Genomic DNA, 12,761 nt, shown 5'->3' on the forward strand with positions numbered 1-12,761 from the left:
CCCTCGTTCGATGATCGTTTCCGCCCTCCCCGCCGCCCGCCGTTCGTGGCCCGTCGCGGTCGCCTTGCTGGCCTTCGTCGCCGTCCCGGCGCTCGCCGACGACGTGACCCGCCGGGGCGGCGAACTGCTCCGCGGTTCGATCACCTCGGCCTCCCGGGCGGAGCTGACCATCAAACCGCCCGCCGATCCGGCGGAGACGGTCCCGGCGGCGGAAATCGTGGAGGTCAGTTGGGACGGCGAACCGGCGACGATGGGCCGAACCCGCGGTCGCGAAGCGCGTGGCGGGCTGGAAGACGCGCTGACCGGTTTTCGCGAAGCGCTGCCGGAAATGGCGAGCATCGGCCCTCTAGCGAAGGCCGACGGGGAGTTCCTCGTGGCCCGCGTGCTGGGCAAAATGGCTCTGAACGACCCCGCCCGCCGGGCCGAGGCGTCGTCGGCGTTGGAGCAGTTCGTCAAAGACAACCCGGATCACTTTCGCACCGACGCGGCCCTGCGGTTGCTGGCCGAGGTGCAGGCCGCCGCCGGCGACGTGGACGAGGCCGCCGCAACGGTCGAGCAACTGAAGCAGTCGCCCTCGCCGGAGTATCAGACCGCCGCCGCCGTCGCCGAGGGCGAACTGGCCTTGAAGCGGGGCGACGCGGACGCGGCGCTGGCGGCGTTCGACGCCGTGCTGCAGAACGCCGAGGGCCGCGCCGCCGCCGAGGCGAAGATCGGTCGGGCCGCGGCGCTGGGGCGGCTCAATAAGCATCCCGAAGCGCTGACGGTGCTGGACGGCGTGCTGAGCGAAGCCGCCGCCAACGACGCGGCACTGCGGGCCAGCGCCCACGTTCGCCGCGGCGAGAGCCTGCAGGCGACCGGCGAGACGAAGCCGGCGATTCTCGAGTACCTCAAAGTGGACGTGCTGTACCCCGGGGCCAGCGCCGCCCACGCGGAGAGCCTGTACCACCTGTCCCGGCTGTGGACGACCGCCGGTTTCCCGGAGCGAGCCGCCGAATCCGCTGCTAAGCTCAAAACGGATTATCCCAACAGCGACTGGACGGCCAAGCTGTCCGCCGGCTGACCCCAGCCGTTGGCCTCCGCGCCTCCACAGACCTCGCGTTCCTCATCGCTTTCGATCACCTTCCGACCGGTTTCCGCCGCCCCGCCATGTCCCGCCGTCTTGCCTCCGCCCTGTTGTTGGGCCTGTTTCTGTTGACCCCCGTGGCGAGCTTCGCCCAGGAGGGCGACGGCGCCGCCCCCGCCGCGGAGACCGCCACGACGCCGGCCGACAAAAACTTCCTGATCTGGATGTTGGAGGCGAACGGCTGGCTGTTCGGCCTGATCTTCCTGACGCTCTCCTTCGTGACGGTGGCGTTGATCACGCTGAACATCCTCAAGGTGCGTCGCCAGAACTTCCTGCCGGACGGCTTCGTCGAAGACTTCGAAGCCGAACTGACCGCGAAGAATTATCAGGGCGCCTACGAACTGGCCCGCGAGGACGAATCGGTCGTCGCCCGCGTGCTCGCCGCCGGTCTGGGTCGTCTGAACCGCGGTTATCCCGAAGCCGTCGAGGCGATGCAGGAGGTCGGCGAAGACGAGAACATGACTTACGAGCACAGCCTGAGCTACCTGGCGCTGCTGGGCGCCATCGCCCCGATGCTGGGGCTGCTGGGGACCGTGTCCGGCATGATCGAGGCCTTCGAAACGATCGCCCAAAGCACGACCGCCCCCAAGCCCGCCGAACTGGCCGAAGGGATTTCCAAGGCGCTCTTCACGACCCTCGAAGGACTGGCGATCGCCATCCCCGCGATGGTCGCCTACAGCCTGCTGCGGAACCGCGTCGCCCGATACGTCCTGGAAGTCGGCATCGTCAGCGAGGGACTGATGCAGCGGTTCAGCGCCCTGGGCAAAGCCAAGAAGGAAGCGTGATCTCAATGGCCGTTTCCCTTCTTCCTTAGAACGCCTGCCGGAGCGGACGATGCGCGTCAAATCGCCGGAACCGAACGTCGCGGAAGTCGATATGACTCCGATGATCGACATCGTGTTCCAGCTGATCGCCTTTTTTATGGTGATTACGAACTTTGAAAATACCCGCGCCGACGAGCGCGTGAAGCTGCCGATCGACGCGATCGCCCGGCCGATCGAGGCGCCGCGCGATAAAGACCTCGTTTTGAACGTGGGGTACAATCGTCTGGCGGACGGGACGATCGATCCGGACTTCCCTGATCCGCTTGTGCTCAATACGGTTCCCGACGGGGATGTGTCGATCGATCGTGCGGACTCCGTGCTGGCGCGGGAAGCCCGGGGGTTTCAGGACGAAGGCACGAAGTTGGAGGACGTGACCGTCGTGATTCGCTCCGACGCCGAGGTGCCCAGCGGACAGATTCAACAATTGATCGCGAAGGCTCAGGCGGAGCAGTTCACGATGTTCGCCGTGAAGGCCCAGCAGGCGGAGGAATGACCGCGGCGTGAAACCGGCACGGCGACCTCTCCTCCTGAACCAAGACCCTGAAAGCACGACATGAAGTTCCGCGGCGGCTCCAAAGTCGAAAAAATCGCGCCGCAGATGGCGCCGATGATCGACGTCGTGTTTCAGCTCCTGATCTTCTTTATGCTGACCTTGAAGATCGTCAGTCCGGAGGGGGAGTTCGGTATTAATATGCCGCTGTCCGGATCGACTTCGACGGACGACCAGCCGCTGATCCCGGAGATGGAGGTCCGCGTGATCGCTTCTCCGAACGGGGAGCTGGGCATGCTGCAATTGAACGGCCGCAACCTCGGCAACGACGAGCAGGCCTTTCTCGACCTGACCGCCGCCGTCCGCCAGATCGCCGGCGATCCGACGGAAGACACCGCCAGCGACGATCTCTCCGTGAAGATCGACCCGGACTACGACCTCAACTACCGCTGGTTCATCAAGACCGTCGGCGCCGTCAGCGGCGATAAGCTCCCGGACGGCACGACCGTCCCGCTGGTGGGGAACATCAAGTTCGCCCAAGCGCGGCAGCCGCAGTAGGAGAGGTGGTAAGAGCACGTCCCCGGCACTCCCCTCGCCCCCTTTTGGGGGAGAGGGGTCGGGGGTGAGGGGGCTTGCACCGCTCGCTCGCCCTTCAGAGGCCCAATCCCTCCGCATTCATCTCCGGTCAATCACTGCGAGAGCGGATGCCGGTGAGGGCTCGCTCACCCTCACCCCCGGCCCCTCTCCCTGAGGGAGAGGGGAGACGGCGCCGCATTTAATCCTCGTTGTCCTCGCCACGGCGGCGGCGGTCGCGTTCGTATTCTTCAAACTCGCGTTCGAACTCCGCTTCGCACTCGGGGCAGGAGTCGGAGGTGCTGAAGTGCTGCACCCAGCGGACCGGGTCGAGTTCCGGATGCGTCAGCTCCGCGGGGCAGATTTCGTCCAACAGGTAGGCGTAACTCTGCCGGGGGGTGAAGTGCTCGCAGACGTCCAACGCGATGCCGTGCTCCGCGAGGCGCGAGAGCAGCAGCTTGAGAGCCGCTTCGACGCGGGCGTCGTCCAGTTGATCCGGCCGGCGGAGCCGCAGCGGCGGGTCGAACACCTGCCCGATCGGCACGCCGGCGCCGCCTTCGATCAGGGCTTCGAGCCGCCGGAGATCCTCGCCGAACTGACCGCCGGGCCGATCGCCGTCCTCGTCGCCGAATCCTCCGAAGCCGCTGCCGAACAGGTCGGGCATCGCCTCGCGGTCGAGTGCGTCCGCGTCGTCGTCCAGCGCGTCCTGCAGATCCGGGTCGAACAACCCGAACGGGTCGTCGTCCTCGTCGTCGAACAGCAGATCGCCGCCGTCGGAGAACTCGTCGTCCTCATCGTCGTCCTGATCCGAGCCGCCGAGCAGATCCAGCAAGGCGTCGTCCTCGCCGTCGCGGTCCGCATCGTCGCCCGTCAAAGCGAGGTCCGGGTCGTCCAGATCGTCGTCCTCGTCGTGCGAGGGCAGTTCGGTGATCGCGGCGCCGACGAGATCCAGCCGGACGCGGCCGTTCTGACTGTCCCATTCGAGCCGCAATCGTTCGCGGTTCGGCCGGGCGATTTGCGAGGAGGTCCGGGGCGGCGTGGGACCGGACGCGGGGGGCGTCAGGCCGGCGGCGGGGCCGAGGGAACCGTTTTGGCCGGGCGCTTCCGAGCGGTCGAGCGTCATCGGACCGGTCGGGCCGACCTGCTGCCAGGCGAGGGATTCGGAGAGTTTCGGCGGGGTGAAGATCTGCACGCCGCCGGGGGCGGCCTCGAACCGAATCCGTTTGCCGCGGAGCCCTTCGCCGGCGTCGCCGGTGAGGTTCAGCGTGAGCGGATGCTCCTGTCCCCGCAGTTTGAGCCATCCGCAGACGGCGTAGGGGCGGGTGTTGTCGATCTCCCCGCTGACGACCAGCGGGCCGAGTCGCAGGGTCGTTTTCGCCGCGGGAACCAATCCGGGCAGGCCGTCGCCCGTTCCGCCGTTGCCGGGGCCGTGATTGGGCAGGCCGTCGCCGGACGGGGCGTCCTCGGGGAGTCCGAGGCGGTTGTTCGGGGGCCGGTTGTCGCTGGGTACGCTCACGTCTCCGGTTCTCCCGTTGGGGTGCGGGCGGGGGAATCCGGCCGGAACCGGTCGGACCCGTCGTCCGCTGCGGGGATTGTACGCCACCCGGCCGCGGGGTGAAACGGGGGGTTCGCCGCGGCGCCGCGGATCCGGGTGTGGGCGAGGTCATGAAATGCGGAACCGTCGTCGCCGGTCAGACCCGCTCGATCCGGGGTCGGTTCGTGGTTCCCTCGGTGCGAGGCAGTCGCTGCGACCGATTTCGCTTCGGCGGGCGGGGAAAGCTCTCCCCGGCGCCCATCAGGTAGATCGGTAGACGGCGCCGGGCGAAGAACTTGCTGACGCAGGTCCAGCCGTTGCCCGGAGCCTCATCGACCTCCACGCGCGTCCCCTCCGCCGCAGCGACTCGGAGCAGGGGGAGAAACGGCAGGTGAACCGCCCGCCCCGATCCGGCTCGTCCGAGCAGCATGATCTCCGGCAGGATCAGGGGTGTCAGCGCCGCGATCTCCGCGGGGCTTTCCTGCGTACTGGAGGTCACGAGGAGGATGCACAGGACTCCGGCCGTCATCAGGGCGTACGCCGCCTCGGCGAGCCGCAATCGACGGCCGGACGGTTCAGTTTCCGTTTGCCCGAATAGCCCGAACGAACCCTGAAAAGTGGTGTAGGCGTTCGCCAGGTTCACGGTGCCCCAGACGCCCGCTAGAGCGAACCACCATGCAGCCGGAACATCAGGCAGCGATCCTCGGCCGAGAAACCAATAGACCGCTAATACACGAATGGCGCTACGGGCGCTGAACGTTCCCGCGACCAGCATGCGGGCGAGACAATGCGGCATTGGCGGCGTGCAGATCGGTCGGCGGTGACGGGCGTTTTCCCGCCGAACGAACTGAGGCCCGCATCGGTTCACGCATTGCGCTGTCTGCAACGGCGACGCGGGGAGCGGTCAATCGGCTGCCCTCACCAAACCTGCAAGTTGCGGGCCGATCGCACGCAGCGCCCGGCCGCGGTGGGAGAGCGCCCGCTTCACCGCCGCCGGCAGTTCGCCGAAGGTGCGGTGCAGTTCCCGGATCTCGAACAGCGGATCGTAGCCGAACCCGCCGGTCCCCCGCGGCGCCGTCACGATCCGCCCGCGACAGGTTCCCTCTGCCGTGAGCACGATCCCGCCGGCGGCATCGGCCACGGCGACGGAACTGACGTACCCGGCGCCGCGCTTCTCCGCGGGGACGCCGTCCAGTTCGGTCAATAACTTGGCGTTGTTGGCGTCGTCGTCCCCGTGAGTCCCGGCGTACCGGGCGCTGAACACCCCCGGCGCGCCCTTGAGCGCATCGACGCACAAGCCGCTGTCCTCGCCGAGCACGAACGCTTCGTAGCCCTGTTCGGACAGGAATCGGGCCGTTTGCGTCGCTTTGAGCGCGGCGTTGGCGGCGAAGGTCTCGCCGTCTTCGACGACCTCCGGGACCGGCCCGAACCGAGCGAGTTCTTCACCCTCGTCAAACACGGACACGTCCCGCACTAGGTCGCCGCTCACTTTAAAGCGAGCCAGCAGATCGACGACCTCGGCGAGCTTTTTGCGGTTGCGGGTGGCGAGGATGAGCATGGGAGTTCCTTCGTGAGCCCGAAGCGCAAGCGAGGAGCGCGAGTCGCGCTCCTCGCTTGCGCTTCGGGCTCACAGTTCAGATCGTCATCGCGCTGAAGCCGCCGTCGACGCAGAGGTTGGCGCCGGTGATGAAGCGGCCGGCGTCGGAGGCTAATAACAAGACCGCGCCGGCCAGTTCGCCGGGTTCGCCGAAGCGGGCCATCGGGGTGTGGTTCATAATCGCCGCGACGCGGTCCGGGGAGAGGATGTCGCGGTTCTGCTCGGCGGGGAAGAAGCCCGGCGACAGGGCGTTCACCCGCACGCCCGTCGGCGCCCACTCCCGGGCGAGGTTCAGGGTGAGGTTCAATAAGGCCGCTTTGCTGGCGCTATAAGTGAACACCCGGGAGAGCGGCGTGACGGCGGACATGCTCGCCAAATTAATGATGCTGCCGGACCCGCGTTCCAGCATCGCCGGTCCCAAGACCTGACAGGCCAGCCGCACCGAATCGAGGTTCACCTGGAAGATCTTGTGCCACTCGTCGTCGGAGATCTCCAGGAACGGCGTGGCGGCGTTCATGCCGGCGGCGTTCACCAAAATATCGGGGGCGCCGCCGTCGGCGAGCAACTGGTCGCGGAGACTCTCGAAGTCCTCGCGGCGGGTGGCGTCGGCGGTGATCACGCGGGCGCTGCCGCCAGCGTTCTCGATGCGGGCGACGACTTCGTTCCCGGCCGCTTCTCCCCGGCCGACGATCACCAGGTCCGCCCCCGCGGCGGCCAGCGTTTCGGCCATCGACCCGCCCAGCACGCCGGTCCCGCCCACGACCACCGCGAGCTTGCCGGTCAGATCGAATAACGCCGCCGGGGCGACCGCGGCGGCGGTGGGGGCGCGGTCGCCTTCGGGGGGGACGGGTTCATGTGCGGGAGCGGCCATGCCGGCAGGGTAACGGAGCGACCCGCGAGCCGACATCGCTCCGCTCGTCGCTGAAAGGGCGATTGCAAAGTCCGACCTCCGGGGTGGCATGCTCTCACGCCGGAGTGGAACGCAGGCGGGTGAGCATGGAGGGTTGCGCTCGTCCCTGCTCCGCGGTCGGGCGCCGCACTTCATGCTTACGCCGCGGCCGTGACGCATCACGGCGGTTCGAGCGCCGCCCCGCCGCGGCGAAAGCATGCCAGCGGATGCGCGTGAGGACTCGCTCACCCTCACCCCCGGCCCCTCTCCCTGAGGGAGAGGGGAGGAGAACGTCTCTCTCCGCCTCGTCTTCCGACTCACCCCCCGGGAGGGGCGGCGCCGCGGGCGGCGCCGCCGGGGACGAACAATTCGCCCAGTAGAAAGCGAATCGTTTCCTCTCGGATCTGGCGGGCGGCCTGCACCTGCACCCGCGGGCGTTTCACGGTGCCGCCGACCTGCAGATACACCACGCGATCCCGCAGCAGTCGGCCGGCTCGCAGGGCGAAGCCGACCGGCGTGGGACCGGCGGCTTCCTCGACCAATCGCAGGATGACGTCTTCGGTGACGGTTCGCGGGCCGGTGTCGGCGATGACTTCCATGTCCAACCGGCCGGCCGGCAAGGCGGCGGTGCCGGTGGCGTACAGACGCACGCCGGGGCCGGACAGCGTCAGCTTCTCGATCCGGGCGACGGAGTTCCGCAATCGGACGACCAGTTCGCCGGTCTTGGCCGCCGCCGGGCCTTGGAACTTCAGGAAGGGCTGGAGTTCGCGGAGGATCGGCAATCCCTTGGGCGAGGGGTTCAACAACGCCAGCCGCGCGCCGCCCTCCAGATCCGCCAGTCCGTTCACCGCTTGCCCCGACAGCGTCACCGAACCGGCGACGCGGCCGCCGGTCAGGTTGCCGCCGGCGCCCTGGGTGAACACCACGGAGTCCACCCCTTTGAGGTCCAAATCGGCGTTCAGCCCGACGCCGGGGCCGCGACCGAACTCGACGGTGACGGTGCCGTCGACCGATCCCCCGCCGATCGAGGCGCTGGCGCCGCCGAAGCGCACGCGGCCGGAGCCGGCGGCGGGGCTGTAAGTCAGCTCCGTCGGCAAGCGCCAGCGGGTGATGTCGAACAGAAACGCATCGTCGGGACGGCCGGGGGCGTCGGTGGCGAGAAACCGACCGCGGTCCAGTTCCAACTGACCGCGCAGACGCACGCCGTTCGGCCCGAGCACGCCGGAGGCGCGCATTCCCAATCGGCCTTCCACGTTGTCGCCGACCCAGGGAACCGGGGCGAACGCCCGGTCGGCGTCGGCGTCTCGCAGCAGCAGATCGATCCGCACCGCCCCGGCGCGGGCGTCGGGACTGCCGGGCGAAGGGGGCGAAACCGACAGACGAAACGTGCCGCCGGCGTATCGGCCGTCGCGCAGGTCGCCGGTCCACTGGGCCGCGTCGCGGGCGGCGATCTGCATCGTCGCGTCATTGACCAACTGCTGGCCGGCCCACGTCACCGATCGCAGCCGCATCAGGCCGGTGAGACGGGGCGGGGGAACGCTCGCGCGGGCCGGGTCGACTTCCGCGGGGGGCACGGTCGGCAGCGCTTCGCAGCCGGGCGGCGGGGCGACGCCCGGCAACAGCGTCGCGAGATCCAACGGCGGACCCTCCGGGTGGGAATCGAACCGCAAGCACAGGCTCGCTTCGCCCCGCAGCGACGGAGCCGCCCCATTGCGGCCGCGTAACACGGCTTCCAAATCCAGTAGGCTGCCCCGCGAGACCCCGGCCGCCGCGATCACGCGAATCGGCCACGCGGCGAACGATTCATCCAGCGAACCCGGCTCCGGCGCAACGGTCCCGGCGGAGGACGCGTTGGCGGGGGGAGCCGGACGGAACGCCGCCGCGGCGCCCAACTCTCCGCCGAACCCTTTCGCTTCCAATCCGCCCTTGCCGACGCCCCCGGCGATCTGGGCGGTGAGCGTCGCATCGCGCAATCGCACGGGACTGCCGGCGCCGGACCGACGCACGACCGTCAGCAGATCGCTGACGACGCGGCCGTTCAACGCGACGGTGTCCAGCGACAGCCGGCCGGCCGGCCACGCGGCGGCGATGCGCACCGTGGCGGCGCCGGTCACCGGCGGCTCGGTCCCGCCCGCGTTCGGATCGAACCGCACCGGCGAGGCCGCTTTCAGCAGGGCGCCCACGTCCCCGCCGACCCACGCCATCGTGGCCGTGCCGTTCTCGACCGACGGCGCCGCCATCGCCGCGGGATCCGGCTCCGCGACGCCGCTCTCCCCGCCGGCGATGACCGCGTCGTCGTTCTCCGCGGGCCGCACCGAAGGTTCCGTCAGCGGGGCCGCGATCGGGCGATTCTCCGTCGCGCCGCGGGGCAGGGGGACGGACGCCGTCACCCGCAGATTGCCGTCGGCGAGCTTCGCCGCCAGGCGTTCGACCGTCAGGCGATTGGGGCCGACGACGGGGTCTTCCACGGACAGCGTCGCCGCGACCGCGTTCAGCGCCACCGGGCCGAGGCCGGGGAAGTCGTCGTCCGGCGGAACCTCCAGCGTCAGCCGGTCCGACGCCAGATCGACGTTCATGGTCCACTCCGCCCCCGCGGCGCCGTTTTCCGGGTCGGGCGTCTCGGCGCCCAATCGACCGTCCGCGGTGAGGTCGAGGTTCAACACGCCGGTCAGCGCGACCGGGCTGGCGGGGGATTCCGGTCCCATCTCCTGTACGGCGATCGGCAGGACGGCGTCGAGGCGGCGGGCGAGGTCGAGCGGATCGGCGCCGACGACCGTCGCCGCGGCGTTCCACTCCCGGGCGCCGTGCTTGTTCAGCTTCGCACGCCCCGCCGCCGCGGCCGGACCGAGCCGCACGAGGAACTCGCTGAGGCGGACGGCGTCGTCATCCGCCGCCGCGGCCAGCGACAGGGCGTCGATCCGCACGTCGAAGAGCGTCACCTCCTCGCCCGACAGCGTCGCCGAGCCGCGGAGATCGGCGGGGTCGTTCGTCCCGGTCAGGTCGGCGTTCAGCGTGACCGTGCCGGCGAACGCCCCCGGACCGGTCGCCAGGGTCGCGAGCGGGCCGGACCCGGCGGCGGCGGTCAGCGCCGGCCCGATCACCGCCAGCGGGAGGGCGTCGGCGTCGAGTTTCGATTTCCACGGCCCCGGTTCCGTCCGCGACCACTCGCCGGACCCGGCGAGCGTGCCGATGAGCGGCGGCGCCTCGGGATCGCCGTCGGCCCCGGCCCCCGGCGCCTGCGACAGATCGGGGGGCACGAGGAAGCGGGCGTTGACGGTCGGCACCGTCAGCCGCTGCGGCGTCAGCACGAATTGCGCCTCGAGGGACGGAATCGCCAACGCCTCCGTCTCGCCCGCCGCGGAGCCGGGGATCAGGCCGGGGAGCCGCACGTTGCTGGCCCGCAGCACGCCCTCGGCGGTGTCCAGCGAAAAGGGTTCCAGCGTCCCGGTCGTCTCGATCTGGCCCAGCGTCGTGCCGCTGCGGCGGGGGTTCGCGGGAGGATCACGTTGCTCGGCGGCGGAGTTCGCGAAGCCGACGGCGGCCAGCAGCGGGGGGAGCAGGGAATCCGTCGGCCATTCGTCCCAGCGCAGCTTCGCCCGGAAGCGGTTCGGCGCCGTCAGCCCGAGGCTCCCGTCGCCGGTGACCTGCCCGCGGGCGCCCGGCCCGTTCGCTCCCGGTTTGGCGGAAAGCGGGGCCGCATCGAGGACCAAATCGCGCCACTCCAGCACGTCGTCGGCGACGCCGAACTTCGTCGACGCCCGCTTCAACGCGATGCGTCCCTCGCTCGGCGCGCCGTTCTCATCCGGCAGCAGCAGCGTCGGCGCCTCCACCGAGACCGTGCCGTCCACCGCCGCGACGCGGAACCCCCGGCGGGGGACGCAGGGGTCGAGCGGGTCGGTCGCCTCGGGATCCGGCGGCGGGGGGAAGCGTAGATCGAGCCGGCTGTGCGCGGTCGCGACGCCGGAGAGGGCGTACCCCCGCGGCAGCAGGTCCGCGGGCAGGCGGGCGAGGTCGAGGTTCGTCAGGTCCAGTTCCGCCGTCAGCGGCAGGTCCGGGCGATCGAAGTCGACCGCGGCGATCCCCGTGACCCGGCCCCCGGGCGGCTCCCCTTCGCCGGAGACCGCGATTTGCAGTTCGGCGACGGTCAGCCGGTTCTCCTTCAGACGCAGATCGGCGGACAACGTCTCCACCGGCAGGGTGAACAGGCGCAGGCCGGTGCCCCGGAGGTCCGCTCTCGCCTCGGTGAACCCCCACGGTTCGACGGTGCCGCGGGCCCGTCCGGCGGCGGCGAACCGACCCGCCCGCCCGAGCACCCATTCCGGCGGCCGCACGCACTCCGGGATCAGGTCGAACACCGCCGCGGTGACCTCGCCCAGCCGGCCCTCGGCGGTCCAGCCGTCCTCCTCGATCGCGGCGTCGCCGGTGAAGATCCCGCGATCGGTGACCGCCCGCACGTCCGTCAGCGTCGCGGCGCCGTTGGCGACCGAGAGGTTCGCCGTCACGTCCGTGATCCCCACGTCGTAGACGCTCAGGTCGGCGCCGGTGAGGGCCAGATCCGCGGCGGTCAGTTCGCCCGGTTCGACCGTTCCCACCAGCGTGCCCTGAATCGTCAGCGACCCGTCCCCCGACAGCGCCCCGACCGGCGGACGGACCGGCTCCGGCAACGCTTCGAGCAACCGCGGCGACCACTCCGTCCCCGCGATCTCCGCCGTCCACGTGCCGGTCCCGGCCAGATCGGCCGTGACCGACCCGGTCACGGCGCCGGCCTCGGTGCGGAGCACGAAGTTCGACAGCTTAAGCGTTTCTAGTCCCCCGTCCTCCGCCTCTCCCTGCGCCCCCGCCTCTCCCTGCGCCCCCGCCTCTCCCCGCGGCGGGGAGTAGGTCGCGGTGAGGTCGGCGTTCACTTCCGTCACCGCCAGCCCGTTGACCCGCAGCGGTTCGCCGCCCGGCGCCGTCGCGCCGCCCCGCAGCGAGGCGGTGAGGGACCCGGTCGGGGGGTCCAGCGTACCCTCGGATTGCACGTCGAGGGCCAGCGTGCCGACCAACTCCGCCGGCAGCCACTCCGGCGGGCCGTCGGGGAACAGGGCGGTGAGGACGGACAGATCGAACCGGTCGCTGGTCACCGTCGTTTCGAAGGCGTTCGGCTCCAGGAGCTCCACGGACGCCTTCCCGGCCACCGGCTGCCCGGCGATCAGGGCGGTCAGGCGCTTCAACTCCGCATTCCCGTCGGTCAGCGACAGCTGGGCTTCCAGCCCGTCCACCGCCCGGCCGGCGACGGTCAGCCCGGTCGCGGCGACCTCCGCGGAGACGTCGTACGCCGCCGGGTCGGAGCGTTCCGTCCAGGGGACCTCCGCCGTCACCGTGCCGGTGAACCGCCCGCCGGTAACCGGGAACTCCTGGCTCAACCGCGCCCACAGCAGGTCCAGCGGCACGTCGGTCGCGGTGAGGGTCGCATCCGCCTGATCGCTTTCGCCGACCAGCGGCAGCGTCGCGGAGCCGGTCAGCGTGCCGACCATCAGTTCTCCCGCGTCCGTTTCCAGCGGCAGGTTGAGAGAGAGGCCGTCCAGCGTCAGCAGCCCCCGCGCCAGCGACAGGTCCGCGACGAGGTCCGTCAGCACGATCGGTTCGATCGCCGCCGCGTTCGCCCCCTCGTTCGCATCAGCGGGATCGGCGCCGGGGGGATCGGCGTCGATCCCGCTGATGCGAACGAGGGGGCGAACGCGGCGGCGAT

General features: G+C 70.3%; 8 protein-coding genes and 1 pseudogene. 4 read left to right on the top strand and 5 right to left on the bottom strand.

Annotation, left to right across the window (positions count from 1 at the left end):
* The 4 genes from LzC2_RS16850 to LzC2_RS16865 form a co-directional block, all read left to right on the top strand.
* Positions 1 to 1,060: tetratricopeptide repeat protein (locus LzC2_RS16850; RefSeq protein ID WP_206678762.1), on the top strand; the 1,060-nt coding region annotated here is incomplete at its 5' end.
* An 86-nt stretch (positions 1,061 to 1,146) separates the two neighbouring features.
* Positions 1,147 to 1,908 (top strand): MotA/TolQ/ExbB proton channel family protein, encoded by a 762-nt coding sequence (locus LzC2_RS16855; RefSeq protein WP_171189164.1) that lies wholly within the window; start codon positions 1,147 to 1,149, stop codon positions 1,906 to 1,908.
* 49 nt (positions 1,909 to 1,957) lie between these two features.
* Complete coding sequence (locus LzC2_RS16860) at positions 1,958 to 2,440, top strand: ExbD/TolR family protein (RefSeq protein WP_171189166.1); 483 nt, start codon at positions 1,958 to 1,960, stop codon at positions 2,438 to 2,440.
* Between the two features lie 60 nt (positions 2,441 to 2,500).
* Complete coding sequence (locus tag LzC2_RS16865) at positions 2,501 to 2,995, top strand: ExbD/TolR family protein (protein ID WP_171189168.1); 495 nt, start codon at positions 2,501 to 2,503, stop codon at positions 2,993 to 2,995.
* 217 nt (positions 2,996 to 3,212) lie between these two features.
* On the opposite strand, the gene LzC2_RS16870 is transcribed toward LzC2_RS16865, so the two are convergent.
* From LzC2_RS16870 to LzC2_RS16890, 5 genes and pseudogenes are all read right to left on the bottom strand, one after another.
* Positions 3,213 to 4,526, bottom strand: a complete 1,314-nt coding sequence (locus tag LzC2_RS16870) for a hypothetical protein (RefSeq protein ID WP_171189170.1) — start codon at positions 4,524 to 4,526, stop codon at positions 3,213 to 3,215.
* A gap of 175 nt (positions 4,527 to 4,701) precedes the next feature.
* The gene (locus tag LzC2_RS16875; RefSeq protein ID WP_171189172.1) at positions 4,702 to 5,340 is read right to left on the bottom strand and encodes a hypothetical protein; all 639 of its coding nucleotides are present in this window, start codon (positions 5,338 to 5,340) and stop codon (positions 4,702 to 4,704) included.
* 108 nt (positions 5,341 to 5,448) lie between these two features.
* Entirely contained in the window at positions 5,449 to 6,102 is a 654-nt protein-coding gene (locus LzC2_RS16880; RefSeq protein ID WP_171189174.1) for a non-canonical purine NTP pyrophosphatase, read from the bottom strand.
* A 76-nt stretch (positions 6,103 to 6,178) separates the two neighbouring features.
* Positions 6,179 to 7,012, bottom strand: coding sequence for an SDR family NAD(P)-dependent oxidoreductase (locus tag LzC2_RS16885; RefSeq protein ID WP_171189177.1), 834 nt, complete (start codon positions 7,010 to 7,012; stop codon positions 6,179 to 6,181).
* A 335-nt stretch (positions 7,013 to 7,347) separates the two neighbouring features.
* Positions 7,348 to 12,761: pseudogene (locus tag LzC2_RS16890) on the bottom strand (AsmA-like C-terminal region-containing protein); the annotation flags it as partial.

Source organism: Alienimonas chondri, from assembly GCF_013036045.1.
Classification (GTDB): Bacteria; Planctomycetota; Planctomycetia; order Planctomycetales; family Planctomycetaceae; genus Alienimonas; species Alienimonas chondri.